This is a genomic window from Streptomyces sp. NPDC052016 (assembly GCF_044548445.1).
Taxonomy (GTDB): Bacteria; Actinomycetota; Actinomycetes; order Streptomycetales; family Streptomycetaceae; genus Streptomyces.
The window spans coordinates 80,935-105,654 of the sequence record NZ_JBIUBX010000001.1 but is presented as its reverse complement, the minus strand read 5'-3'; the positions used below and the strand labels follow the sequence as shown (position 1 = coordinate 105,654).

The 24,720-nt window shown below is 72.3% G+C and carries 21 protein-coding genes and 1 pseudogene; 10 read left to right on the top strand and 12 right to left on the bottom strand.

Features of this window, described 5'->3' with window-relative positions:
• Nucleotides 1-6 precede the first annotated feature (6 nt).
• The 6 genes and pseudogenes from ACIHAR_RS00460 to ACIHAR_RS00435 all read left to right on the top strand — a co-directional run bounded on the left by ACIHAR_RS00460 (nucleotide 7) and on the right by ACIHAR_RS00435 (nucleotide 4,331).
• Nucleotides 7-975, top strand: coding sequence for an ABC transporter permease (locus tag ACIHAR_RS00460; protein WP_400015548.1), 969 nt, complete (start codon nucleotides 7-9; stop codon nucleotides 973-975).
• Entirely contained in the window at nucleotides 965-1,846 is an 882-nt protein-coding gene (locus tag ACIHAR_RS00455) for an ABC transporter permease (RefSeq protein ID WP_400015546.1), read from the top strand. The genes ACIHAR_RS00460 and ACIHAR_RS00455 overlap by 11 nt, the downstream gene beginning before the upstream one ends.
• Nucleotides 1,847-1,902: 56 nt before the next feature.
• Nucleotides 1,903-2,829, top strand: a complete 927-nt coding sequence (locus ACIHAR_RS00450; RefSeq protein WP_400016303.1) for an ABC transporter ATP-binding protein — start codon at nucleotides 1,903-1,905, stop codon at nucleotides 2,827-2,829.
• Nucleotides 2,822-3,571: an ABC transporter ATP-binding protein gene (locus ACIHAR_RS00445; protein ID WP_400015544.1), complete on the top strand. Its 750-nt coding sequence runs from the start codon at nucleotides 2,822-2,824 to the stop codon at nucleotides 3,569-3,571. Before ACIHAR_RS00450 ends, ACIHAR_RS00445 begins: the two co-directional genes overlap by 8 nt.
• Before the next feature lie 2 nt (nucleotides 3,572-3,573).
• A pseudogene (locus ACIHAR_RS00440) lies at nucleotides 3,574-3,723 on the top strand (tRNA (adenosine(37)-N6)-threonylcarbamoyltransferase complex transferase subunit TsaD); the annotation flags it as partial.
• A gap of 35 nt (nucleotides 3,724-3,758) precedes the next feature.
• Entirely contained in the window at nucleotides 3,759-4,331 is a 573-nt protein-coding gene (locus ACIHAR_RS00435; RefSeq protein ID WP_400015542.1) for a GNAT family N-acetyltransferase, read from the top strand.
• 255 nt (nucleotides 4,332-4,586) lie between these two features.
• Here the strand turns inward: ACIHAR_RS00435 and ACIHAR_RS00430 are convergent, their stop codons facing one another.
• The 6 genes from ACIHAR_RS00430 to ACIHAR_RS00405 form a co-directional block, all read right to left on the bottom strand.
• Nucleotides 4,587-5,333, bottom strand: coding sequence for a DUF1775 domain-containing protein (locus ACIHAR_RS00430; protein WP_400015540.1), 747 nt, complete (start codon nucleotides 5,331-5,333; stop codon nucleotides 4,587-4,589).
• A gap of 139 nt (nucleotides 5,334-5,472) precedes the next feature.
• Nucleotides 5,473-5,697, bottom strand: a complete 225-nt coding sequence (locus ACIHAR_RS00425) for a heavy-metal-associated domain-containing protein (RefSeq protein ID WP_400015538.1) — start codon at nucleotides 5,695-5,697, stop codon at nucleotides 5,473-5,475.
• A gap of 121 nt (nucleotides 5,698-5,818) precedes the next feature.
• Complete coding sequence (locus ACIHAR_RS00420; RefSeq protein ID WP_400015536.1) at nucleotides 5,819-6,448, bottom strand: sigma-70 family RNA polymerase sigma factor; 630 nt, start codon at nucleotides 6,446-6,448, stop codon at nucleotides 5,819-5,821.
• Nucleotides 6,449-6,629: 181 nt separating this feature from the next.
• Nucleotides 6,630-7,364, bottom strand: a complete 735-nt coding sequence (locus ACIHAR_RS00415) for a hypothetical protein (RefSeq protein ID WP_400015534.1) — start codon at nucleotides 7,362-7,364, stop codon at nucleotides 6,630-6,632.
• A 494-nt stretch (nucleotides 7,365-7,858) separates the two neighbouring features.
• Nucleotides 7,859-9,037, bottom strand: coding sequence for an acyl-CoA dehydrogenase family protein (locus tag ACIHAR_RS00410; protein WP_388749361.1), 1,179 nt, complete (start codon nucleotides 9,035-9,037; stop codon nucleotides 7,859-7,861).
• Nucleotides 9,038-9,360: 323 nt separating this feature from the next.
• A complete protein-coding gene (locus tag ACIHAR_RS00405; protein ID WP_365456647.1) occupies nucleotides 9,361-9,735 on the bottom strand; it encodes a ferredoxin in 375 nt (124 codons plus the stop codon).
• Nucleotides 9,736-9,884: 149 nt separating this feature from the next.
• On the opposite strand from ACIHAR_RS00405, the gene ACIHAR_RS00400 reads away from it, so the two are divergent.
• Both ACIHAR_RS00400 and ACIHAR_RS00395 read left to right on the top strand, forming a co-directional pair.
• Nucleotides 9,885-10,250, top strand: coding sequence for a DUF6479 family protein (locus ACIHAR_RS00400; RefSeq protein ID WP_365456650.1), 366 nt, complete (start codon nucleotides 9,885-9,887; stop codon nucleotides 10,248-10,250).
• 62 nt (nucleotides 10,251-10,312) lie between these two features.
• Entirely contained in the window at nucleotides 10,313-10,666 is a 354-nt protein-coding gene (locus ACIHAR_RS00395) for a hypothetical protein (RefSeq protein WP_365456653.1), read from the top strand.
• A gap of 147 nt (nucleotides 10,667-10,813) precedes the next feature.
• On the opposite strand, the gene ACIHAR_RS00390 is transcribed toward ACIHAR_RS00395, so the two are convergent.
• Nucleotides 10,814-11,674 (bottom strand): fructosamine kinase family protein, encoded by an 861-nt coding sequence (locus ACIHAR_RS00390; RefSeq protein WP_365457018.1) that lies wholly within the window; start codon nucleotides 11,672-11,674, stop codon nucleotides 10,814-10,816.
• Between the two features lie 242 nt (nucleotides 11,675-11,916).
• Between ACIHAR_RS00390 and ACIHAR_RS00385 the strand changes: the two genes are divergently transcribed.
• Together ACIHAR_RS00385 and ACIHAR_RS00380 are read left to right on the top strand one after the other, a co-directional pair.
• Nucleotides 11,917-13,473 (top strand): APC family permease, encoded by a 1,557-nt coding sequence (locus ACIHAR_RS00385; RefSeq protein ID WP_400015531.1) that lies wholly within the window; start codon nucleotides 11,917-11,919, stop codon nucleotides 13,471-13,473.
• Between the two features lie 258 nt (nucleotides 13,474-13,731).
• Nucleotides 13,732-15,660: a PAS domain S-box protein gene (locus ACIHAR_RS00380; RefSeq protein WP_400015529.1), complete on the top strand. Its 1,929-nt coding sequence runs from the start codon at nucleotides 13,732-13,734 to the stop codon at nucleotides 15,658-15,660.
• Between the two features lie 108 nt (nucleotides 15,661-15,768).
• Here the strand turns inward: ACIHAR_RS00380 and ACIHAR_RS00375 are convergent, their stop codons facing one another.
• From ACIHAR_RS00375 to ACIHAR_RS00355, 5 genes are all read right to left on the bottom strand, one after another.
• Complete coding sequence (locus tag ACIHAR_RS00375) at nucleotides 15,769-16,785, bottom strand: RimK family alpha-L-glutamate ligase (RefSeq protein ID WP_400015527.1); 1,017 nt, start codon at nucleotides 16,783-16,785, stop codon at nucleotides 15,769-15,771.
• A 439-nt stretch (nucleotides 16,786-17,224) separates the two neighbouring features.
• Complete coding sequence (locus ACIHAR_RS00370; RefSeq protein WP_400015525.1) at nucleotides 17,225-19,609, bottom strand: phosphoketolase; 2,385 nt, start codon at nucleotides 19,607-19,609, stop codon at nucleotides 17,225-17,227.
• A 478-nt stretch (nucleotides 19,610-20,087) separates the two neighbouring features.
• Nucleotides 20,088-20,543 (bottom strand): RpiB/LacA/LacB family sugar-phosphate isomerase, encoded by a 456-nt coding sequence (locus ACIHAR_RS00365; RefSeq protein ID WP_400015523.1) that lies wholly within the window; start codon nucleotides 20,541-20,543, stop codon nucleotides 20,088-20,090.
• 710 nt (nucleotides 20,544-21,253) lie between these two features.
• Nucleotides 21,254-22,393, bottom strand: a complete 1,140-nt coding sequence (locus ACIHAR_RS00360; RefSeq protein WP_365456671.1) for an amidinotransferase — start codon at nucleotides 22,391-22,393, stop codon at nucleotides 21,254-21,256.
• A complete protein-coding gene (locus ACIHAR_RS00355; protein ID WP_400015521.1) occupies nucleotides 22,375-24,621 on the bottom strand; it encodes a SpoIIE family protein phosphatase in 2,247 nt (748 codons plus the stop codon). The genes ACIHAR_RS00360 and ACIHAR_RS00355 overlap by 19 nt, the downstream gene beginning before the upstream one ends.
• Between the last annotated feature and the right edge of the window lie 99 nt (nucleotides 24,622-24,720).

The window sequence follows — 24,720 nt, the reverse complement described above, 5'->3', positions numbered from 1 at the left end:
GGAGCGATGGCACGCCTGGCGGGGCGGCGGCTGCTGTTCGCCGTCCCCGTCCTCCTCGTCGTGACCTTCGGTGTCTTCGCGATCGCCGCCGCCTCCCCCTTCGACCCGGTCAAGGCGTACGCCGGGACCGCCGCTCTTGGTGCCGACGCACAGACCCTGGAGCGGCTGCGGGAGAACCTCGGCGTGGACCAGCCGTTCGCCTCCCGCTGGTGGAACTGGCTGACCGCCGCGCTCGGCGGCGACCTCGGCCAGTCGACTGTCATGCGGCAGCCGGTCGCCCAGGTCATCGGCGAACGCCTCGTCTGGTCCACGCTGTTGTGCGCTGTCGCCTTCGCGGTGGCCGTGCTGACCGGCACCGTGCTCGGGGTGCTGGCGGCCCGCCGTCCCGGATCCGCGCTCGACCGGATCGTCACCTCCCTCGCCTACTCCCTGGAGGCGGCACCCGTCTTCTGGATCGCCCTGCTGGCCATCTGGCTCTTCGCCCTCCAGTGGGGCGTGCTCCCGGCCGGCGGTCTCACCGACACAGCGAGTGAGCAGGTCACGCCGGGGCAGCTCGCGAGCCATCTCGTGTTGCCCGCCGGGGTGCTCGCCGTCTCCCAACTGCCCTGGTTCGCCTTGTACGTCCGCCAGGGCGTCGGGGACGCACTCGCGGAGGATCCCGTACGGGGCGCCCGGGCAAGGGGGTTGAGCGAGCGCACCGTCCTGCTCGGCCACGCCCTGCGCTCCGGACTGCTGCCGGTCCTTACCCTGATCGGCTCCCGCGTGCCCGAACTCATCACCGGCGCCCTGCTGGTGGAGAGCGTCTTCAGCTGGCCGGGCATCGCAGCGGCCACCGTGGAAGCGGCCACCGCCGTCGACTTCCCGCTGCTCGCCGCGCTGACCACGCTGGCCACCGCTGCCGTGCTGCTCGGCAACCTGCTCGCGGACCTGCTGTACGGCCTGTTCGACCCGAGGGTGAAGTTCAGTGACATGTGAACCTACGGCCGATACCGCCTGGCGGTCCTACGGCGCCAACCGCCGCTCCACCCGGGCGATACGCGTGCGCGTCTCGGCCGCACTGGTGACCGCGACCGTCCTCGCCGTCCTCCTCGTACCGCCGCTGGTCCAGCTCGACCAGCAGGCCGTCGACCTGGGCGCGAAGCTGCTGCCGCCGAGCTGGGACCATCCCTTCGGCACCGACGACCTCGGCCGGGACCTGCTCCTGCGCTGCGTCTACGGCCTGCGCGTCTCCCTGCTGGTCGGGGTGGCGGCGGCGCTCACGGCGACCGTGATCGGCACGGCCGTCGGGGCGACCGCCGGAGCCCTGGGCGGCTGGGTCGACCGTGGCGTCATGCGGGTGGTCGACACGTTCTCGTCCGTGCCCCATCTGCTGCTCGGCATCTTCATCGTCGCCATGTTCCGGCCCGGTGTCTGGCCGGTGGTGGTCTCGGTCGCGCTCACCCACTGGCTGTCCACCGCGCGGATCGTGCGCGCAGAGGTGCTCTCCCTGCGCTCCCGGCCGTACATCGACGCCGCCGTGTCCGGGGGTGCGTCCCGGTGGCGGGTGGCGGTACGGCATCTGCTGCCCGCCGTGCTGCCGCAGGCCGCGCTGGCCGCCGTGCTGATGGTGCCGCACGCCATGTGGCACGAGTCGGCCCTGTCCTTCCTAGGACTCGGCCTGCCCACCCACACGGCCAGCCTCGGCACCCTCATCCAGGGCGCCCGGGGCTCGCTGCTGGCCGGGCAGTGGTGGCCCACCCTCTTCCCCGGCCTGTTCATCATCGTCCCGACCCTCGCCATCGCCGGTCTCGCCGGAGCCTGGCGGGAGCGGATCAACCCCCGCCGCCGATCGGAGCTGATGCTGTGACGCTCGCAGTGCGACATCCCGTCCTGTCGGTCCGCGGGCTGTCGGTGCGTTTCCTCATGCCCGGCGGACGGCGGATCGCCGCTGTCACCGACGCACACTTCGACGTGGCGGCCGGCGAGTGCCTCGCCCTGATCGGCGAGAGCGGCTGCGGCAAGTCGGTCCTCGCCTCCGCCCTGCTCGGCCTGCTCCCCGCCAACGCCCGGACCGCGGGCGAGGTGCGCCTGGGCGACCTGGATCTGCTCGCCGCCGACGAACGCACCCTCGCCCGGACGGTACGGGGCCGCTTGATCGGGCTCATCCCGCAGAGCCCGGCCGCACACCTCACCCCGGTGCGCACGGTCCGCTCCCACCTGGAGGAAACGGTCGGCACGTTGACCGGCACTCGTGGGCGTGCCGCCCTACGGGCCGCAGCCGTCACGGCCGCCGAGCGCGCCGCGTTCCCCACCGACCACCTCGACCGCCACCCGCACGAGCTCTCCGGCGGCCTCGCCCAACGGGCCGCCACCGCCCTCGCCCTGGTCGGAGACGCGCCCCTGCTGCTCGCCGACGAACCGACCACCGGACTCGACCGCGACCTGGTCGACCACACGGTCGACGAACTGCGGCGCCATGTCGACGCCGACGACCCGGACGGCACGGGGCGGGCCCTGCTGATGATCACCCACGACCTCATGGCCGCCGCACGCATCGCCGACCGCGTGGCGGTGATGTACGCGGGCCGGATCGTCGAACTCACCGACGCGGAAAGGTTCTTCGGCACCGCCGGGCCCCAGCACCCCTACAGCCGCGGCCTGCTTCAGGCTCTCCCCGACCGCGCCTTCACCCCGATCCCCGGAATGCCGCCCGAACTCGGCAGCCTCACCGACGGCTGCGCCTTCGCCCCACGCTGCGAGCGGGCCACCGACGCCTGCACCGCGCTCCCCCCGACGACCGGCGGAACCGCCTGCCACCATCCACACGTTCCGGAGGACATCCGTGGTTGAACTGCGCGCCATCACCGCCGGGTACGACAGGAAAGCCCCGGTGGTGCAAGGCGCCTCCCTGACCGTCGCACCCGGTGAGGCCGTCGGCCTGCTCGGTGCCAGCGGCTGCGGCAAATCCACCCTCGCCCGGGTCGCCGCCCTGCTCCACCGCCCCGACTCGGGCGCCCTCCTCCTCGACGGCGAACCCATACACCGCTGGCGCCACCGCGCCCCGCGCGCCCAACGCACCGCCATCGGCGTCGTCTTCCAGCAGCCGCGTCTCTCCGCCGACCCGCGACTGGGGCTCACCGACCTGATCGCCGAACCCCTGCGCGCGTGCGGCCGCCGCGAAGAGATTCCCGAACGCGTCGCCGAGCTGGCCGCAGCCGTCGGCCTCACGCCCGATCTGCTGGGCCGTCGCCCCCACGAGGTCAGCGACGGCCAGCTCCAGCGCGCCTGCCTCGCCCGCGCCCTCGTGCTGCGCCCGCGCTGGCTGATCTGCGACGAGATGACCGCGATGCTGGACGCGTCGACCACCGCCGCGCTGGTGGCCGCCGTCGAGGACTACCGCGCCACCACCGGCGCCGGCCTGCTCGCCGTCGGCCACGACCAGGTGCTCCTGGACCGCTGGTGCGACCGCACGCTCCACTGGGACGACGTCACCGGCCGCACCCCGCCGGCAACGGGAGGGCTTCCGCAGGCATCTGGCCTGCGGGAGCCGTCCGTTGCGCCGCCCGCCGGTCGTCACGGCAGGAAGGGCTGAACGTGGACTCTCCCGAGGTGCGCAGCATCGAGTCGTCCTGCGACAAGACCGGCACGGGGATCGATCGGGACGGACGGCTGCTCGGCCACACTGTGGCGTCGGGCGTGGACGAGCACGCCCGCTGCGGCGGTGTCGTTCCGGAGATCGCAGCCCTGCATCCCACGGCCGCGGCGGGGGTGGCGGCCTGATGGCGACTGACATCCGTGTCCTGAGGGGCAGGGAGCTGCTCAAGCACTCCGAGGCCCTGCACGCCGTCTACGTCGGCGCCTTCTGTGCCCCGCCCTGGAACGAAGACCAGGAAAAGGCCGTGGAGTTCGTGGGCAGACTCGTCAGCGACGTCGAACGTCCCGGCTTCACCGCCGCCCTCGCGTTCGCGGGAGCGGACGTCATGGGGTTCACCACCGCCTGGACGACCGTCGCCCCCTTCCCGACCGACCGCTGCTATCCACAGGCTGCGGCCGGACTCGGCGCCGAGCGCACAGTCGCGTGGCTGTGCGGGGCCCGCGAGATCGACGAACTCGCCGTACGCCCGGCCGCTCACGGCACGGGGCTGGCCGGCGAACTGCTGGACGCGGTCACCGAGGACGCTCCCGAAGGCCGTGCCTGGCTGCTCACCTCCGTCCGGTCGCCGCGCGCCGTCGCCTTCTACCGCCGCCAGGGCTGGGCCCAGGCCACCCACACCTCCCCCGAGGGCAGGGATATCGTCGTCTTCCTCGGACCTCGCCATCCGGCACGCTCTCTCGCCGACCTCCCCCTGTGATCCCGAAGCACGACGCCCGTGCCCGCTCGAGCCCGCGCCCGTTCGAACGCATGCGGCCTCGATCGCGAACGCTCACTCCCCGCCAACCCGCAGTGCGAAGGTGCCGGACCATGAAGCACGAGGTGGCCGCTGCTGTCCAACTTCGCCCAGACTCCCGGCAGCGTCGCTGTTTGCCGGCGTCGGGCGCATATCGCCCCGGTAGTCTGCGCGGCGCCAGGTGGGTCACCGCGCAGACTGCACCCGTCCAGAAGGACTTCAGGCAGACCCGCTCCGACGGCTCCGGAACCACCACGCCCCTCCTCCCAGGAGGAGGACAGCTGCCCCGACTCCGAGCGGCACGGCGATGGGCATACCGTCGTCGCCTTCCGTGCTGTCCGCCGCGGGCTTCGCCGACGGTGTCGCCGTCGCGGTCGTCGGCGCGCCGGAGGCAGTGTCGGACGAGGGCGCGGCCGTTGTGGGCTTTCCGGTGGGGCTGGGACTCACGAGCGTCGCTCCGTCAGCCGCGGGCTTCAGATCCAGGCGGGGCGCGGGGTGCCCATGGCCGTGGCCGTCCCCGCCGGTGTCCTCCAACTCGATCCAGCGGTCGACGTGTCCGTCGCTGTAGCTCTGCAGGGTCTTGAAGACAAGCGACTTCACATCGGGCAACTGCCGTACGGTGACGACGTACTCGGCATCCTCGCCCACAGCGAGCTTCGGTCCCGAGACGGTGTAGCCCCGACTGGTGGTGGCGAACTTCCAGCCGGCCGGACCCTCCTTGTAGGTGATGTCGGAGGGGGTGATGCCCTTGGGCAGGATCACCTCCAGCTTGCTGACACCGGCGTCGCTGGACTCCGACTCGGCGAAGAAGGTCAGTTCGACGTTCTGTTCGAGGGCCCGAGCGCCCTCCGCTTCGACCTCCGCGTGGGCTACGGCCGGGCCCGCGGTGGCGACAGCGACCGCGAACGCGACCACCGAAAGGGCGCCGGAAAGGCGCAGGCTACGTACCAAGGTCGGGCGGTGCACTGGGAACTCCCTCGCTTCGATGGTGTAAGAGCATGCAAACGCTGGGCGGGCCCTGCGGCCACGCCGAGGCGCTGGACTGGCCCCGGCCGGCCTGGAGACAGGCGCCGGCACAGGGCGGTCGACGGACCGGGCGCGCGGCTCAGGCCACGGCATTGCGCATGGCGTCCGTCACCTCGTAGCCCGCCTCGACGATCGCGGCCCGTACGGCGGCGTCGTCGGCCGACTCGCCGTGTACGGTCACCAGGCCCGCCGGGACGTCGACATCCACGGTGGTGACGCCCGGTACTTCCACCACCTCTTCGGTGATGCTCGCCGCGCAGTGGCCGCAGCTCATACCGGACACGGTGTAGGTCTTCATAGTCATGGTGGTTGCTCCTGTTCTCTGTTCTTCCAGCGGTCGTGCAGGTCTGGTCCGTCCGCGACGAGGGGGCGGGCCGGGTCGCTGCCGCCCGGACCACGACCGGGCGGCAACGGTATACGGGCGGTCAGGCAGCGGCGGGCCCCGGCGCGCAGCGTTCGGCATCGTCCAGCCACCCGATCAGCGAAGTGCGGGCGCGGGCGACCCGTGAGCGCACCGTGCCGACGGGGCAGTCGCTGACGCCGGCCGCCTCCGCATAGGGAAGTCCCACGAGCTGGGTGAGGACGAATGCCTCGCGGCGGTCGTCCGGAAGCGTGTCCAGCAGTTCGGCGAGGGCGATGCCGTCCTCGAAGCCCGGCAGGCCGCGAGGCTGGCTGCGTTCGGCGGCCGACTGCCAGTCGTCCGTGTCCGACAGTCGGGGACGGGACGTGTTGTTGCGGATGCTGTCGATCACCGCGCGGCGGGCGATGGACAGCAGCCAGGTACGCGCCGAGGAGCGGCCCTCGAACCGGTGCAGGCTGCCCAGGGCCCGCAGGAACGTCTCCTGGGTCAGGTCGTCGGCGCTCTGAGGGTCGGCGCCGAGAAACGTCACGTAACGGCGGACGTCTCGGTGCAGGGCACGGACGAAGAGATCGACGGCATCGAGGTCGCCGCTGCGGGCAGCTAGTGCCCAAGCCGTGAGCGACTCCTCTCTCGACTCGTTCTTCGAGTCCTCTCTCGATTCTTCGCGTACTGAAGACAGGGCAGGAGCGATCACCTGGTGTCTCTCCTTCTCGGGAATCCAGGGAACCGGTGGCCGGGCCAACGCGCAGAGCAGCGGGCGGCATGGCGAACACCGGTGAAGGAATGGACGGCTGGCACGGAAGTGCGCGGCCGATGCCCGAGGCGGGGAGCCGACGGCTCAAGGTCGGCGGCCTGCCTCGGGGAACCAGCTGTCGTCAGGCGACAGCGGTCCCCGCGGGCGGTCCCCGAGTGGTGATCGCGTGGGTGAGAAGGAGCTGCCGCAGCACACGCTCCGAACGGCCCCGACGGGCACGGACGCGCGGACGGTGCGGCGGCTCGGGCAGCCGGAGGATCAGACGCAGCGGTGCAACCAGCCATCCGGCGACCGCCCGCAGGATACGGAACGCCGCACGTTCGCCGTGGGCGAGCCACAGCCCACACAGCAGCGCGGCCAGCAGGTGGGCGGCGAGCATGCCGGTCGAGGACATGCCGCCCATGCCGTGATCCAGGGAATGCGTGGCCCCCATGTGGTCCATCGACCCCGTGGAGTTCACGGCACCCGTCACGTGGTGCAGGTGGCCCATGGACGCCGGCATGGCGTCATGCTCCGCGCCCGGTGCCGAGGGCCGACCGTCCAGCAGGTAGCCCCGCCACTGCTGGGCGAGCGACCTGCCACCGGACGGTTCCGGGTGGACGACGGCCTGGGCGAGCGAGAACGACACGTGGAGTACGGCCTGGGCGGCGACCGCGACGGAGCCGACCAGGACGGGCCCGCGTTCCCGGCCGGCCAGCCACCAGGCCGTGCCGCCGGTCACCGCTGCTCCCGTGACCAAGGCCCACCAGGGCACCGCGGTCTCCGACATCATGACGTGGCCCAGGGAGGTGAGCAGCACGCAGACGGCCGCGAACACGGCGGCCCTCAGTGTGCGGGAACACCACCCAACAGTCATGGCGGCCTCATCCTCGCAGTCCGGGTCTCACGCGTCACGAGAGGGTACGGAAACGACCCAGGCGTCGGACTCAATCCAGCCACTGTGATCCACGCCACAACGGCCGGCGGGAACTCGGGGCCGTTCCTGCCGACTCCTGCCGATGACCCGGGACGTGCCACCGGGTGGAGTGGGGTTGAGGAGGAGCGCCGGTGGCGGCGGAGCGGAGTGAGATATGGACGGCGGCCGAAAGCCGCCCGGTACGGGGAACCACGGCCATGACCGCGCTGCTGACGTGCGCCATGGCCTTCTCGATGATGCAGCTGTTCCTGGTCGGCGCCCTCGGCCCCCGGCTCGTGGACGACCTGGGTGACACCCTCCACCGGGAAGCCGACCAGGACGTCTTCGACCTGATCCGCGAAATGATGAGCATGCCCGTCGCGCTCATTCTCGTCGGCGTCGGCATCCCCGCTATCCCGCTTTTATGCCAACTAAGAAGCCTCGTCACAGGCAGGCTAACGCCGTACCCGCGGCATCCCCAGGCCGATCCAGGAGATGATCTCGCGCTGGATCTCGTTGTTGCCGCCGCCGAAGGTGAAGATCACCGCGGAGCGGTAGCCGCGTTCGAGTTCGCCGTGCAGGACGGCGCCCGCCGAGCCCTCCTGGAGCGCCCCGGGCGCCGCGACGACCTCCAGCAGCCAGGCGTAGGCGTCGCGGCGCGCCTCGGAGCCGTAGACCTTGACGGCGGAGGCGTCCTGCGGGGTGAGGGTGCCGTCCTGAAGGGCGCCCACCATCTGCCAGTTGAGGAGCCTGAGGGCGTCGAGCTTCACATGGGTCTGCGCGAGTCGCCGGCGCACCCACGGCAGGTCGACGACCCGCCGCCCGTCGGCGAGCTTGGTCTCCGTGGCCCAGCGCTGCACGTCGTGAAGGGCGCGGACGGCCATGGTGCCGTGGGCGGCGAGCGTCACCCGCTCGTGGTTGAGCTGGTTGGTGATCAGCCGCCAGCCCTCGTTCTCGGCGCCGACGCGGTGGGCGACGGGGACGCGGACGTTCTCGTAGTAGCTTGCGGTGGTGTCGTGGGAGGCGAGGGTGCGGATGACGGTGCAGGAGTAGCCGGGGTCGGTGGTCGGCACGAGCAGCATGGTGATGCCCTTGTGCGGCGGGGCGTCGGGGTCGGTGCGCACCGCGAGCCACACCCAGTCGGCGGTGTCGCCGTTGGTGGTCCAGATCTTCTGCCCGTCGACGACGTACTCCTCGCCGTCGCGCACCGCTCGCGTCTTCAGCGCGGCCAGGTCCGTGCCGGCGTCGGGTTCGCTGTAGCCGATGGCGAAGTCGATCTCACCGGAGAGGATCCTCGGCAGGAAGTACGCCTTCTGCTCGTCCGTGCCGTAGCGCATGATCGTCGGGCCGACGGTGTTGAGCGCCATCAGCGGCAGGGGTACGCCGGCCTGGGCGGCCTCGTCGAAGAAGACGAACTGCTCGATCGGCGTCAGGCCGCGCCCGCCGTACTCCTCGGGCCATCCGACGCCGAGCCAGCCGTCGGCGCCGAGCCGGCGGATGGTCGCGCGGTAGAAGCGCTTGGCGGCGACGGGGTCGGCGTGCCGGGCGTAGGCGTTGTCCGGCACCAACTCGGCGAAGTAGGCGCGCAGTTCGGTGCGCAGCCGGAGCTGCTCGGGCGTGTGGTCGAGGTGCACGGCGCCTCCTGGCTTCCCAAGGCCGGGGTCCTGACGGCGCACACGGTAGAACCTGTTCCAGTAATTGGGAATGGCGGCTGCGCGACCAACGCCGCGCCGGGCAGTCCGGCACACCGCTTCCCGCACCGCACACACCCTCGCCCGCGCCCCGGCACCCGCGACCGCCGGCGGCGTGCCGGGCGGTACCGCTCCTGGGCCGGAGAACGCGCTCGGCGTCCGGCGCCACCGGACGGCGGTCACACGCGGCGCGCCGGGCGAGGCGCGCACACGGCCTGCCGGCCGCGGCGCCTGCGCCGAGCGTTCACGGAGTCCGTGCGGGCCCGTCAGCCGAGCGTCTCCATGAAGTCCGTGCAGGCCTGTGCGCACGCCCGGCACGCGGCCGCGCTCTGCTCGGCGCCCGGCTGCTTGTCGAAGACGTGCGCGCACTCCAGGCAGACGCTGCGGCACCACTCCAGCTGGACGCGGATACCGGCCTCGTCCATCCGGTTGTTCTCGGACAGCACGCGGCAGGTCGCGTCGCACACCTCCGCGCACATGATGCCCTTGCGTCGTACGAGTTCCTGCAGTTCCGTTCCGTCCGGGTCCATGAGGCTCGCGCGCTGCGCACAGGCACGGGCACACTCGGTACATGCCTGGGCGCAGGCGAAACGGTCCTCCAGGAACCGGAAGAGTTCCTGTTGGGATGTCGTCGAAGTCACACCAGGCGGGTAGCCGGGCGCGGCGGCACCAAACCACGCCGGACGCTCGGCCGCAACCCCGTCCGAACACCGGCTGCGACCGGGCGCACACGCCGAGCGAGAGGTGACACCCGGCGATTCATGCCCGGTTGCAGGGGTATTCGCCTGATATGAGTACCGCAAGCATGCAGCTGGCCGCTACGAGCGGCCTGCTCAGCCTGGGCATGTTCGTGGTCGGCGTCGTCCTTGTGGCCATGCTGGCAGGCAGCTTCTGGCTGGGCGCGCGTATCAAACTGCGCGAGCCGCCTCGGCCGCGCCCCGAGGAGCAGCCGCACCTGCCGCCGGACGGCCCCGTCCACGAGGTCCGGGAGAACCGGGAGCCCGACGAGGTACCTCAGATACCGAAGGGCGGCCGCCCGCTGACCCCGTACGAACTGAGCAATCTGCAAACGCGGTCGAGCGCCTCGAAGGAACGGCCGCGCTGGAGTCGGGGAAGCAGCGGTTCGTTCGGCGGGGGCGGTCTGGGCGCCCACTGAGTGGTGTCCCCGCTCCGCGCACGGCAGCCGCTCGAGGCCCCCTGTGAACGGAAGTGAGATCCATGGCCGAGCACGGCCGCAGCACCCTGCCCCTGCCCGACTACGACCACCTGCCCATCGGCGGTCTGGAGAGCCGCGTACGGTCGCTCACCGCCGGGGAGGTGGAGGAGCTGCTCGCCTACGAGCGGACGCACGCCGACCGGCTCCCGGTCACCGAGCTGCTGACGTCCCGTCTGGCGCAGCTGGAAGCGGGCGCCGAGCCCACCTCGGGCGACCCGGGAGCACTGCGTCCGGAACAGTCCCAGGGGCACACGGGCTCGCCGGTGTCGCCGGCGACCTCACCGGAGCCCTCCAGTCCGCCGCCGCACGGCACCCCGGACCAGCGGGGCAAGCCGAAGGGTGACCGGACGACGTAGGTTTCCGACGCCACGGGGCCCGGGCTCTCCGCCCGGGCCCTTCCGGCTGGTCGCACCCGTGGAGCGGCTCATCGCACCCGTGCAGCGGCGGGTCGCGCCCGCGGCAAGCGGGCAGTGCCCGCGCCGGCAGGCGCGGCGACGTTCGCGTCAGTGACCGCGCAGGGCCCGCTCGGCCACCGACAGCGCCTGCTCGGCGTAGGCCCGGCCGAACAGGACCGCGTGGACCAGGAGCGGAAAGAGCTGGTGCAGCCCGACGCGGTCGCGCCACCCGTTCGCGAGCGGCGCCGCCTCCTGGTAACCGTCCAGCACGTCGTCCAGGTGCGGACAGCCGAACAGCCCCAGCATCGCGAGGTCGGTCTCGCGGTGTCCCCCGTGGGCGGCCGGGTCGATGAGCCAGGCGTGCCCGTCCTCACCCCACAGCACATTGCCGTTCCACAGGTCGCCGTGGAGCCGGGCGGGCGGCTCGGCAGGGCCGGCCAGCTCGGGCAGCCGTGCGCACAGCCGCTCGACGACGGCGGCCTCGGCCCGGCGCACGGTTCCGTCGTCGACGGCCGTGCGCAGATACGGCAGCACACGGTGTTCGGCGTACCAGCCGGGCCAGTCCTCACCCTCGGCGTTCCGCATGGGGGCCGATCCGATGAACGCGTTGCCCGGGCCGCCCGGGGGCGCAGCGCCGAAGGCGGGGGCACCCGCGAGGTGCAGAGCGGCGAGGTCGCGGCCGAACCGGCGGGCCGTCTGGGGACTCGGCCGGCCGCTCGGCACCCGGTCGGACACCAGCCACCGTTCGTCGTGGCCGTGCACCACCGGAACACGGACCGCGCCGGCGTCGGCGAGCCACCGCAGTCCGGCGGCCTCCGCACGTACCGCATCCCGGTCGTCGCCACGCTTGACCATCACCGTGCGCCCGTCGTCGAGGGCGACCTCGGCCAGGGACCCGGACAGCACACGCCCCCGGAGCGCGCAGGCTCCGGTGAGGCGGGCGGCGACAGCACCGTGCACGTCAGGCATGTACACGTCGCCAGGGTACGGCGACGTACGTCACACGGAAGAATGTGAACGGGGTATTTCGGGCGGTCGTACGATTTCCGAATATCGGACAGCCTCGCCGGTTCCTTGCAATGGCCGACCGCTGCGGCATTTAATGAGCGCAATTCACGACCACCATGCGGCTGACGGCTTCGATTCCCAGGCGCGAGGGGCTGACCGGGAGAAGCCCGCAATGGAAATCGAATGATTTAGCGTCCCATGTCATGACTCAGACGGTGACGCGGTCCGGGACCGAAGCGACGACGCAGACCAGGGCCGACGGCGTGCGCGGCAAGGGGCTCGGCGGGAATTCCGTCGGTTTGCTGGGCAGTGCGGTCATCGGCGTCTCGACCGTCGCGCCGGTCTACTGCCTCACCTCCACGCTCGGCTCCACCGCCGGCGAGGTGGGGGTACAGATGCCGGCGGTGTTCCTCGCCGGGTTCCTGCCGATGCTGCTGGTCGCCTTCGCCTACCGGGAACTGAACAAGGCCGTACCCGACTGCGGCACCTCGTTCACCTGGACGGTCAAGGCCTTCGGTCCGCACGTCGGCTGGATGTGCGGCTGGGGCCTGGTCATCGCGACGGTGATCGTGCTGTCGAATCTGGCGGGCGTCGCCACCTCGTACTTCTGGCTGCTGGCGGGCGAGATCACCGGCAGCGACGAAATCGCCGCGCTGGACGGGAACAAGGCGGTGCACATCCTGACCTGCCTGGCGCTGATCGCGGCCGCCACGGCGATCAGTTACCGCGGGATGACCACCACGAAGGGTGTGCAGTACGCGCTGGTGGCGTTGCAGCTGGTCGTGCTGGCCGTGTTCGTCGCCCTGGCACTGCAGAAGGCGCGCTCCGGCTCCTTCTCCGGTCATCTGGACTTCTCCTGGTCCTGGCTCAACCCCTTCGAGGTGAAGTCGTTCGCGGCGTTCAGCGCCGGACTCTCTCTGTCGATCTTCATGTACTGGGGCTGGGACGCCTGTCTGACGGCGAACGAGGAGACCGTCGGCAGCGAGAGGACGCCCGGCCGGGCCGCGCTCGTGGCGATGGTCGTCCTGGTCGGCTCCTACCTGACGACCGGGGTGGCCGCCCAGATGGCGGTCGGCGCCGGAACCGACGGCCTCGGCCTCGCCAACCCGGAGACCTCCGACAACGTCTTCGCGGCTCTCGCGGGACCCGTCATGGGCGGCGCCCTCGGCGTCCTGCTCTTCCTCGCCGTGCTCGCCTCGGCCGCCGCCAGCCTCCAGACGACGTTCATCCCCGTGGCCCGCACGGTCCTCGCCATGGCGACGTACGAGGCGCTGCCCCCGTCGTACGCGCGCGTGCACGAGCGCTTCCGGACGCCCGGGCGCGCCACGCTCGTGGCCGGTGCGGCGACCGCCGTCTTCTACACCGTGATGACGCTGGTCAGCGAGCACGTCCTCGTCGACACCATCTACGCGCTCGGTCTGATGATCTGCTTCTACTACGCGCTGACGGCTTTCGCCTGCGCCTGGTACTTCCGCGACGTGCTGACCCGCTCGGTGCGGGACGCGGTCTTCAAGGGTCTCTTCCCGGTGCTGGGCGGCCTCCTGCTGACCGCCGTGTTCGGCAAGACCCTGTACGACATGTGGGACCCGGCCTACGGCAGCGGCTCGGCCGTGCTCGGTGTCGGCTCGGTCTTCGTGATCGGCGTCGGCCTGCTGCTCCTGGGCCTGGTCCTCATGGCGGCGATGCGGCGGCGCAGCCAGGCGTTCTTCCGCGGCGAGGTCCTGACGACGCGGACACCGGCCCTCGTGGTCCAGGACTGAACGGTCAGCGACGGTCGACGACCCGCCTGCGTCTCCTCTGGCTCCGGTGGCAGGCCAGGCCCTACGGGGACCCAGGCCCGGCGGAGCCGCAGCGAGCAAGATCAATGCGACGTCATGCACAGGTTCAAGGCCTCCGAACGATCCCTGGGTGTCCAGGAGGCAGGTTCGGGCGTGAACGGTCAGTAAACGACATTGCGGAGCGGGGGCGGTGTGAAGGCGATGTGATGGCCTGAGTCGTCGCGCAAGGTGAGGTGGATCATGGCCGACTCGGTGCAGGCGGAGCCGGCGGAGCGGATACGGTGCGGCTGCCGCGCCCCGGCGCGGCGGGGCGGGGCCGAGGAGCGGTTCCGGGGGCTGCTGGAGGCAGCGCCGGACGCGATGGTCATCGTCGACGACACCGGCACCATCAGGCTCGTCAACGCCCAGACCGAGGCACTGTTCGGCTACGGCCGCGAGGAACTGCTCGGCCACCCGGTCGAGCTGCTGATGCCGTACCGCTTCCGCGGCCAGCACACCGCGCATCGCGGCGGGTACGCGGCGAACCGGCAGGTCCGTCCCATGGGCGCCGGCCTCGAGCTGCGCGGGCTGCGCAAGGACGGCACCGAGTTCCCCGTCGAGATCAGCCTGAGCCCGCTGGAGACCGCGGACGGCCTGCTGGTGTCGGCGGCGGTGCGCGACGTCAGCGACCGCAAGGCGGCCGAGGCCCGTATCAACGAGCTCGCCGCGCTCGTGGAGTCCTCGCAGGACGCCATCCTCGCCCACACCCTCGACGGGTACGTCACCTACTGGAACGCGGCCGCGCAGCGCCTGTACGGCTACACCGCGGAGGAGGCCATCGGCCGGCACGTCTCCCTGCTGGCGCCGCCCGAGCTGCGCGGCGAGGTCAGGGGACTGCTCAAACGGCTGCGGCGCGGCCGGAAGGTCGCGCACTTCGAGTCGCTGCGAGTCACCCGCACCGGGGCGCTGCTCGACGTGGACGTCACCCTGTGGCCGACGCGGGACACCCACGGCACGGTCGTCGGGGCGTGCGCGATCGTGCGGGACATCAGCGACCGCAAGCGCGCGGAGGCCGAACTCACCGCCCTGTACGAGCAGCAGAGGCACATCGCGCTCACCCTCCAGCGCAGCCTGATGGGCACCCCGGCCGCCCTGCCCGGCCTGGCCACCGCCAGCCGCTACCGGCCCGCCACCCAGGGCGCGGGTGTGGGCGGCGACTGGTTCGACCTGATCCCGCTGGGCGCCGACCGGGTGGGTGTGCTCATCGGCGACGTGATGGGCCGTGGTCTGGAGGCCGCCGCGGTGATGGGCCAGTTGCGCTCGGCCGCGCACGCCCTGGCGAAGACCGGTATGCCACCGCGGCAGCTGATGCGGTCGCTCGACACCTGCGTCGCCGACCTCGACGTGCCCGACCAGCTCGTCACCTGCTGCTATCTGGTCATCGCGCCCGACGTGGGCACGGTGACCGTCTGCTCGGCGGGCCACCTGCCGGTCCTGGTCGCCCGCGCCGGAGAGGGCGTCCACCGCCTGCCCGGCCCGGTGAACGCGCCCCTCGGCGTGGGCGACGTCCTGTACGAGCAGGCCAGTTCGAAGATACCGCCCGGGGCCACCCTGGTGCTCTACACGGACGGTCTGATCGAGACGCCGGGCAGCGACATCGAGGCGCGGATCGGTGAGCTCACCGTCCTGCTCGAGGAGTTGTTCGCCGGCACGCCGTGTCTGGAGGCCGCGGCGGACCAGGTGCTGGCGGGCCTGGTGCCCGACCCCGACAGTCACAACGACGACGTCACCCTGCTGCTCGCGCAGCTTCCGGCCGCGCCGCTCGCGGCCGTCAGCACCGACCTGCCTGCGGTCCCTGCCTCCGTACCGGAAGGCCGGGCCTTTCTGCACAAGGCGCTCACCTCCTGGGACTGCGCGGACCGCGCCGACGACGCCCTGCTGCTGTTGTCGGAGACGCTCACCAACGCGGTCCAGCACGGCGAGGGCCCCATCGCCCTGCATCTGCACCGCACGGCCACCGACCTCACGATCGAGGTGGGCGACCGCAGCCCGCATCTCCCCCAGCCGCGACCGGCGGGGCAGGACGAGGAGTCCGGGCGCGGGCTGATGCTGGTCCGCGCCCTGGCCGACAGCTGGGGGGTGCGGCCGACGGAGGAGGGGAAGACGACGTGGTTCACGCTCAGTCTGTGAGCGGCCGGCGGTGGGCCGGGGCGGTCCGGTGAAGCGCCGCTGCGGAGCAACCCGGCGGTGTGCTCCGCGGCGGTGCGCCTCGCGACCGGGGCCCCCGCCCCACCGATGTCACCGGGCGGTGAGCCGGTCCCCCTGGCCGAGGGCGGCTTGGGCGGGAGGCACGACCGCCGCGCGGTGACCGCTCACGGCCACCGCGTGGGCGTCCAGATGCGCCTGGATGTAGGGCACCGCCACGGCCTCGACCTCCACCTTGCCGTCGACGAACGCGGGCTGGACGTTGACCTCGAAGACCACCCCGCCGTTCTCGACGGCCAGGTCGACCCCGGCGAAGGGCAGCCCGACCGAGGCGGTGGCGGCGACGGCGAGCTCGGCGAGACGGGGGTGCAGGTCCTGCGGGGCGATGTGGACGGCCGTGGCGCCCCGGCAGGTGTTGCAGGGGGTGTCGGGTGACGGCTGGAGGTGCTCCCGGGCGTGCAGGACACGGCCGCCGAGGACGAACACGCGGAACTGGTGGCGCAGGCCGTCGGCGGTGATGTTGCCCGCGTCGCGGGAGAGCATCCAGTCGGTGCCGTGCCGGGCGTAGTAGGCGGTGGCGTCCTCCAGTCCGGCCCGGGTGGTGACGTGGAAGGTGTCGTCGCCGCCGGTGCCGACGACGGGCCGGGCCCAGATGTCGCCGCCGAGCCGTTCGAAGGCGTCGGCCGCCTCCCGCGCCGACGGCCGGGACAGGACGACGGTCTCCATCTGGGCGATGCCGTCCCGGCGGAAGCGCTCGACGGTGAGGTTCTTCTCCGTCGCGGTCCGCCAGGCCTCCGGACCGGTGCCGAGGGTCACCACGTCGTGGCGTTCGAGGAGGTCCTGGAAGCCGGCGAGGGACCGGCGGCGGTGCGGCGGGATCTCGTAGAGCACGACGATGTCGGGTGCCAAGTCGAGTTCCTCTTCGGGGACTTGGAGACGTAAACGGCTGCCGTCGCGGACGCCGCGGCCGGTGCCGCCGGTCGCGAAGTGCCGGGAGTCGATCCGCACCGGAGGGGTGCCGGTGAGCAGTTCCACCGCCTCGGCGAGGTACTCGCGGCAGCCTTCGGACGATGTGGGATCGGCGATCAGGGCGATGCACGGTCGGGACACAGCGGCCTCCAGTGGCTCTCGGCGCACGTCGGACCGGGCACCCGGTCGCACGGCCCGGACGGCGTCATGGGGTGGTGCCTGTCGCGCGGGTGGTCGCCGCACCCGTCGCCCTGGAAGCCGCGCCGGTGTGCGGGCCGCGCCGGGACCGGACGGGAGCCGGGCCGGAACGGCCGGTGACCACGGGGTGGTGGGGCCGGCCCCGCCGGATCCGCGCCGCAGGGCTGGCCGACCACTGTAGGCACCGGGCGGGAGGCCGTACCAGGGCGCACGCACACCGGCCCCCTGCCCCTCTCCCTGCGCCGTCCGCCCCCGTTTGTGCGCCCTTGTCCGAAAACCTCCGGTCGTTTCGTCCCACTGGTCCCGCCCGGCCTACTCGGCCCTCGCGGTCGGCCTGCCGGAACGTGCGACCCGTTCGCCCGACGTGCCCGCGGTCCCTCGGTCAGCCGTCCCAGGTCCAGTCGGCGACCTCCGGCAGATCGGTGCCGTGGAGGCGGATCCAGTCGTGGTGACGCAACCGCGCGTCCTCCATCCGCTGACGTACGACGGCGGCGCGCACCGCGAGGCCGGGCACGCGGTCGATGACGTCCATGACCAGGCGGTACCGGTCGAGGTCGTTGCGGACGACCATGTCGAACGGCGTGGTCGTGGTGCCGATCTCCTTGTAGCCGCGCACGTGCAGGTGGCCGTGTCCGGCGCGGCGGTAGGCGAGGCGGTGGATCAGCCACGGGTAGCCGTGGTAGGCGAAGACGACCGGTTTGTCGGCGGTGAACAGGCCGTCGTACTCGAATTCGCTCATCCCGTGCGGGTGTTCCTCACTGGGCAGCAGCCGGGCGATGTCGACGACGTTCACCACCCGCACGGACAGCTCCGGCAGGTGGCGGCGGAGCAGTTGGGCCGCGGCCAGCACCTCCTGGGTGGGCACGTCGCCCGCGCAGGCGAGGACCACGTCCGGTTCGCGGGTGCCGTCCTCGGTGCCGGCCCACTCCCACACCCCGGCCCCCCGCGCGCAGTGGACGCGCGCCTGCTCCAGGGTGAGCCAGTCGAAACAGGGCTGTTTGCCCGCGACGACGACGTTGACGTAGTCGCGGCTGTTCATGACGTGCTCGGCCACGCACAGCAGGGTGTTGGCGTCCGGCGGGAGGTAGACGCGCACGACCTCGGGACTCTTGTTGAGGACGTGGTCGACGAAGCCGGGATCCTGATGGGAGAAGCCGTTGTGGTCCTGGCGCCAGACGTGGGACGTCAGCAGGTAGTTGAGGGAGGCGATGGGGGCGCGCCAGGACAACTGACGCGTCACCCGCAGCCACTTGATGTGCTGGTTGACCATCGAGTCGACGATGTGCACGAACGCCTCGTAGCAGGAGAACAGTCCGTGCCGCCCGGTCAGCAGGTATCCCTCCAGCCAGCCCTGGCAGGTGTGCTCGGAGAGGATCTCCATCACCCGGCCGTGCCGGTCGAGGTGTTCGTCGACCTGGAGGGTCTGCGCCTGCCAGGCCTTGCCGCTGGCGCCGTAGACGGCCTGCAGACGGTTGGACTCCGTCTCGTCGGGTCCGACGAGACGGAAGTCGCGCCGCTCGCCGGTGGCGCGCATGACGTCCTCGAGCAGCTCGCCCAGCACGGCGGTGGGCTGGTGCAGGGCCACACCCGGCTTGTCGACGGGGACGGCGTACGGCTCCAGTGCGGGCAGCGGGAGCCGGCGCAGCAGGAGGCCGCCGTTGGCGTGCGGGGTGGCCCCGAGGCGGCGGGCGCCGTCGGGGATCCAGGCCAGGACGTCGAGGCGTGGGCTGCCGTGCTCGTCGAAGAGTTCCTCGGGCCGGTAGGAGCGCAGCCAGGCCTCCAGCCGGCGCAGGTGGTCGTGGTTCTCCCGGACGGCGGCGAGCGGAACCTGGTGGGAGCGCCAGGTGCCCTCGACGGGCAGGCCGTCGACCTGTGCGGGGCCGGTCCAGCCCTTGGGGGTGCGCAGCACGATCACCGGCCAGTGGGGGCGCTCACCCGCGCCGTCCTCGCGGGCGGCGCGCTGGAGGGCGGCGATGCGGTCCAATGCGGTGTCCAGGGCCTCGGCCATCGCGCGGTGGACGGCTGCCGGGTCGTCGCCCGTGACATGGATCGGGTCGTGGCCGTATCCGCGCAGCAGTTGGTCGAGCTCGGGCTCGGGAAGGCGGGCGAGGACCGTCGGATTGGCGATCTTGTAGCCGTTGAGGTGGAGGATCGGCAGGACGGCGCCGTCGTGGACGGGGTCGAGGAACTTGTTGGAGTGCCAGGAGGCGGCCAGCGGCCCGGTCTCGGCCTCGCCGTCGCCGATCACGCAGGCGACGAGCAGGTCCGGGTTGTCGTAGGCGGCGCCGTAGGCGTGGGAGAGGGAGTAGCCGAGTTCGCCGCCCTCGTGGATCGAGCCGGGCGTCTCGGGGGCGACGTGGCTGGGGACGCCGCCGGGGAAGGAGAACTGCTGGAACAGGCGGGTCATGCCGGCCGCGTCCCGGGTGACGTCGGGATAGGTCTCGGTGTAGGAACCCTCCAGCCAGGAGTTGGCGACCACCGCGGGGCCGCCGTGGCCGGGGCCCCAGACGCACAGGGCGTTCAGGTCGCGGGTGCGGATGACGCGGTTGAGGTGGGTGTACACGAGGTTGAGCCCGGGCGAGGTGCCCCAGTGTCCGAGCAGCCGCGGTTTGACGTGCTCCGGGCGCAACGGCTCGGTGAGCAGGGGGTTGGCCATGAGGTAGATCTGGCCGACGGACAGGTAGTTCGCGGCGCGCCAGTGGGCGTCCAGCGTCCTCAGCTCGTCGTCGGTGAGCCGCGCGGACGCCTGCCGGGTGTCGACGGACATCTCGGGTTCCCTTCCGGATCGGGGTTCGGCGGGAGGTGCATTCCGGTCCGTACCTCCCCACCCTCTCCCGGTCCCCGGGTACCCGCCAGGGCCGATCGGCCCATTCGGGCCAACGGAACCGGCGTATTCCCTGTCGGGCACCGGCCGAGGGTGCCCCCGGGTTCCCCGTTCGGGACCGGATGAGGGTCCCCCAGGGGTTTTCCGTTCGGAACCGGCCGTGGGATCCGCGGCGGGTTTCCCGTCCGGAACCGGCCTTGGGCTCCCCCGCGGTTTCCCCGGAACCGGCCGTTGGATCCGCGGCGGGTTTCCCGTCCGGAACCGGCCGTGGGCTCCCCGGCGGATTTCCTGTCCGGGACCGGCCTTGGGCTCCCCGGCGGTTTCCCCGGAACCGGCCGTTGGATCCGCGGCGGGTTTCCCGTGCGGAACCGGCCGTGGGCTCCCCGGCGAGTCTTCCGTCCGGAACCGGCCGTGGGTTTCCTCAGGAACCCGCCCGTGCCCGGTCGAGCCGCTCCACGTGGGCGACGTTCTCGCGGTCCTCGGCGTCCTCGCTGGCCTCGCCGCCGAACCATGCGTCCAGGATCTCCTTGAGCAGCGGCTCGGAGGTGAGGCGCAGGCTGAGCGCCAGAACGTTGGCGTCGTTCCACCGGCGGGCGCCGTCGGCCGTACTGGCGTCGGTGCACAGGGCCGCGCGGACACCGGGCACCTTGTTGGCGGCGATCGACGCGCCCGTGCCGGTCCAGCAGCACACCACCGCCTGTTCCGAGCTCCCGTCCGCCACGTCCCCTGCCGCCGCCGCGGAGCACACCGCCCACTGCGGGTCGGCCCCGGGCCGCAGCGCGCCGTGGGTCACGACCTCGTGCCCGCGGCTCCGCAGCTCGGCGACGAGAGCCTGGGCCACGGGTTCGTCCATGTCGGAGGAGACGGAGATCCGCATGCTCGAAGCCTACTGAGTGCACGCTTCTGGACGCCACCGTCGCCGCCGCCCTTGCCGGCCGCGTGCGTCGTCTGCGGGTGCGGCGCCGTCTTGTGGCCGGTCGCGCAGTTCCCCGCGCCCCTTCGATGCCGGCCGAGGTCATCCGACACCTGCCGCACACACGCCCCGCAGCAGCCGCGCGGCTGAGCGTCGGCGCCGGGTGCGGCGCCGTCGTGGCCGATCGCGCAGTTCCCCGCGCCCCTTCGATGCCGGCCGAGGTCATCCGACACCTGCCGCGCACACGCCCCCGCAGCAGCAGCCGGGCGGCTGGGCGTCGGCGGCGGGTGCGGCGCCGTCGTGGCCGATCGCGCAGTTCCCCGCGCCCCTTCGATGCCGGCCGAGGTCATGCGACACCTGCCGCGCACACGCCCCGCAGCAGCAGCCGCGCGGCTGGGCGTCGGCGCCGGGTGCGGCGCCGTCGTGGCCGATCGCGCAGTTCCCCGCGCCCCTTCGATGCCGGCCGGGGTCATGCGACACCTGCCGCGCACACGCCCCCGCAGCAGCAGCCGGGCGGCTGAGCGTCGGCGGCGGGTGCGGCGCCGTCGTGGCCGATCGCGCAGTTCCCCGCGCCCCTTCAGAAGCCGGCCCGGCCGGGTTCTGCGGGAGCCGCCGCGCCCCCGTGCCCCTTCAGGGTCGCGCGCGGGGGCCATGGCGGCGGCGGGTGGTGGGGGTCAGTCGGTGTAGGACTCCAGGGTGCCGCGGCGGCGGACGTCGAGTGTGGCGCAGTGGAAGGAGCCGCCGAACGGCGCGTAGTGCAGCAGGTCGCACGGGATAGGTTCGAAGCCCCACTGTTCGAGTGCGCGCAGCATGCCGGTGTGGTGCCGTTCCGCGATCACCCGCTTCTCGTCGAGCATCAGCACGTTCATGTTGAGCCACTTGCCGCACATCGACGTGATCTTGAGCAGGCGCTCGTCGATCGGGTCGGGTTCGGGGGCGATCAGGACGTCCCACGAGTCGAGGGCCTCCGGGAGGCGGTCGGGGTCGACGTACTCGGGGTTGATGAGGACCTTGCCCGGCGCGAGGGGGAGGAACGTCGTGTCGATGTGCATGGGCGTGCGGCAGCGGCTCTCGATCTCGTGGATGCGGTAGCCGGACCCGAGGTGCCGGCGCAGCCAGTCGATGCCCATGCGGTTGGTGACGTTGCTCCGCGTGACGAACAGGTCCCGCCCGGCGCGCACGAAGTCCGCCGCGTCGAACACCGGCTCGAACTCGGTGAGGACGTAGCGCATCGGCTCGCCCGTGCCGGGGACGCGGAAGTCCGCCTCGAAGAGTTCGTCGGTCAGCTGGGGTTTCGGTGCGGACGTCCAGCGCGCGCCGCGCCGGAAGTAGTCCTTGAGGATCGGCCGGTAGGAGTGCGTCTCGAAGTACCGGCACGGCCATGCCATCGGGGTCTCGATGATCTCGTCGCCGATCACCAGCATGCTGTCGCGCGGACAGGTGTTGCAGAAACCGCGGGACGACCAGTCGGGGGTGCCGAAGCTTCGCGTGTGGTCGACGGCGTCGGGGCGCCTGACCGTGACGCCGAGGGAGCGCAGCAGGGCGACGAACTCGTCGAGTTCCTGCTGCGCCCGCTGGACCAGCGCCCGCGGATACCTCCGGCCGGCGGCGAGTCCCTGCAGTCGTGCCGCCCACGGAGGGATGTTGCACGCGACGACGGGATGCTTGGAGGGGATCGTGGCGCCGTCGAGTCGGCCGACGATGATCTCTTCCAGCGGGTCCCACTCGTTGTGCGAATCCACGGGCGACACGAGGGGTTCCCCGGGGGGCGCGGCCGTGGGCGGTGACACCGGCGTCACACGTTCACGGCCCATGTCGCGGTACCGGTGTCCGCCGTCCTGCGTTGCTCGGTCCAGATGCACTTGCCGCCCTCCAGGTAGCGTGCGCCCCAGCGGTCGGCCAGCACCGCGACGAGCTGGAGGCCGCGGCCCCCTTCGTCGGTGTCGGCCGCCCGACGGATGCGCGGGGTCGTGGGACTGCCGTCGTAGACCTCGCAGATGAGCGACCGGCTGCGCAGCAGGCGCAGCCGCAACGGTCCCCGTCCGTGCCGGACGGCGTTCCCGACCAGCTCGCTGACGAGGAGTTCCGTCGTCATCACCAGGTCCTCGAGATGCCATTCGGCGAGTTGTGCGCGAACGTGTTCCCGGGCCTGCCCGGCCGCTCTGGGGTCGTCGGGCAGCGGCCAGGAGGCGACGTCGGCGGCGGGGGTGCGCCGGGTGTGGGCGATGAGCAGGGCCGCGTCGTCGCCGGTGTGCTCCGAGTCGGGCAGCAAATCGGACACGACGAAGTCGCACAGGTCGTCCAGCCGCCTTTCGTCGCTGTCGGCTCCGGCCGCGGACCCGGGTCCGGCACCGGCACCGGCACCGGCACCGGCACCGGCGGTGAAATACGCGGTGCGGGCCGTGCCGGCGGTGAGGGCCCGGGTGAACTGGGTCAGCCCCTGGTCGACGTCCCTCGTCGCGGACTCGACGAGCCCGTCCGTGCACAGGGCCACGAGGCTCCCCCCGGGCAGCACGAGCTCGTGGGTCTCGAACGGTGGCCGGGCCGCGCCCAGGGGCGGGTCCGGCGTCCCGTCAGGAAGGCTCACCGTCCCGTCGGGCCGGACGACGGCCAGGGGCGGATGTCCCGCGCGTGCGTAGGAGAGGACGCCGGCGACCGGGTCGTGGACGGCGTACAGGCAGGTGGTGTAGAAGTCGTCGCCCATCTCGCCGACCAGCTCGTTCAACCGGGTGAAGAGCTCGGCGGGAGCGAGTTCCATGTCGGCGAGGGTGCGCACGGCCGTGCGGAGCCTGCCCATCGTGGCGGCCTCGCTGATCCCGCGTCCCATCACGTCCCCGATGACCAGGGCGACCCGGTCCGACGACAGCGGGATCACGTCGTACCAGTCGCCTCCCACGTCCGCGTCCATGCCGGCGGGCAGGTAGCGTGCGGCGGCCGTCACCGCCGGGAGAGCGGGGAGTGTTCTGGGCAGGAGGTCGCGCTGGAGTTGCTGTGCCCGGGCGTGGGCCGAGTCGTAGAGCCGGGCCCGCTCCAGTGCCTGGGCCATCAGTCCGCTCAGCGCGATCAGCAGGGTGCGGTCGTCCTCGCTGAAGGCACTGGGCCGGTCGAAGGACAGGACGCACACGCCGATCGACCTGCCGGAGGCGACGAGCGGCAGGAAGGCCCAGGCCCGCTTGGGCGACTCCGCCAGCAGGTTCCTCATCGCCGGATGGCGCCGGGTGAAGACGTCGGGCGACTCGCCGAAACTGGGGGCCCGGAGCCGGAGCGCTTCGCCGGCCGCCGTGTTGGCGCGGAGCGAGAGGCCTTCCAGGTGGTTCAGGAACTCCTGGGGATAGCCGACCGAGCCGACGACGTGCAGCCGGTCGCCGACGAGCGCCTGGACGACCAGTCCGTCGGCCCTGAACGGCGGCAGCACCCGCTGGGCGAACACGTTCACCACGTCACGCGCGGTGACGGCCTCCGCCAGCGCGACCGTCAGTTCGGCCATCCGGTCCCTGCGCTCGACGGCGGATCCGAGGTCCCGCGCCACCGCCGCCGGCGGGAGCCGGAGCTCGGGTGCGGACCGCTCCAGACGGCCCGCGATCCACGCGGCGACGGCGTGGAGCAGTGTGTTCCCGTAGGCTTCCGGTTCCTCCGGCGAGGCCATCACCAGGGACAGCGCACCCAACGGCGCCCCGTCGTACAGCAACGGCAGCGCCAGTACCCCGGCCGCGCCGATTCCCGGATCCGCGCCGACCTGCCACACGCGCCCACCCTCCCGCAGGGCCCGCGCCGGCGGCGCCGGGTCGTCCTTGCGCAGGCACTCCCAGGCTCCTAGGGCCGTCCGCGGCAGCCCCGCGACCGCGAGGAGACGCAGTCCGCCTGAACCGTCGCGCACATGGACCGTGCCACCCACGGCTCCCAGCCCCGCGACGACCTGCTGCACACCGACGCCCACCGCTTCCGTCGTGGGCACGTCGTCGCCGAGGGCCGCGAGCATGTGGAGCCGCACCGAGTCCCGCCGCTCGTCACGGCGCCCGGCTCCGACGTCCGAGGTGGCCACTGTCGCCTCCCGCCGTCGGTCCGAGGGATGCCGCATCCGGCTCCTGCTCCCGATGATGCGGCTCCGCCCGGACAGCGGCGAGCCGCATGGTGCCGTACG

Excerpts from the sequence above, each read along its gene's own strand:
- ACIHAR_RS00385 (WP_400015531.1), top strand. The coding sequence starts at position 11,917 with ATGACTCAGACGGTGACGCGGTCCGGGACCGAAGCGACGACGCAGACC.
- ACIHAR_RS00435 (WP_400015542.1), top strand. The coding sequence starts at position 3,759 with ATGGCGACTGACATCCGTGTCCTGAGGGGCAGGGAGCTGCTCAAGCAC.
- ACIHAR_RS00400 (WP_365456650.1), top strand. The coding sequence starts at position 9,885 with ATGAGTACCGCAAGCATGCAGCTGGCCGCTACGAGCGGCCTGCTCAGC.
- ACIHAR_RS00415 (WP_400015534.1), bottom strand. The coding sequence starts at position 7,364 with ATGACTGTTGGGTGGTGTTCCCGCACACTGAGGGCCGCCGTGTTCGCG.
- ACIHAR_RS00460 (WP_400015548.1), top strand. The coding sequence starts at position 7 with ATGGCACGCCTGGCGGGGCGGCGGCTGCTGTTCGCCGTCCCCGTCCTC.
- ACIHAR_RS00450 (WP_400016303.1), top strand. The coding sequence starts at position 1,903 with ATGCCCGGCGGACGGCGGATCGCCGCTGTCACCGACGCACACTTCGAC.
- ACIHAR_RS00395 (WP_365456653.1), top strand. The coding sequence starts at position 10,313 with ATGGCCGAGCACGGCCGCAGCACCCTGCCCCTGCCCGACTACGACCAC.
- ACIHAR_RS00425 (WP_400015538.1), bottom strand. The coding sequence starts at position 5,697 with ATGACTATGAAGACCTACACCGTGTCCGGTATGAGCTGCGGCCACTGC.
- ACIHAR_RS00380 (WP_400015529.1), top strand. The coding sequence starts at position 13,732 with ATGGCCGACTCGGTGCAGGCGGAGCCGGCGGAGCGGATACGGTGCGGC.
- ACIHAR_RS00365 (WP_400015523.1), bottom strand. The coding sequence starts at position 20,543 with ATGCGGATCTCCGTCTCCTCCGACATGGACGAACCCGTGGCCCAGGCT.
- ACIHAR_RS00360 (WP_365456671.1), bottom strand. The coding sequence starts at position 22,393 with ATGGGCCGTGAACGTGTGACGCCGGTGTCACCGCCCACGGCCGCGCCC.
- ACIHAR_RS00390 (WP_365457018.1), bottom strand. The coding sequence starts at position 11,674 with ATGCCTGACGTGCACGGTGCTGTCGCCGCCCGCCTCACCGGAGCCTGC.
- ACIHAR_RS00370 (WP_400015525.1), bottom strand. The coding sequence starts at position 19,609 with ATGTCCGTCGACACCCGGCAGGCGTCCGCGCGGCTCACCGACGACGAG.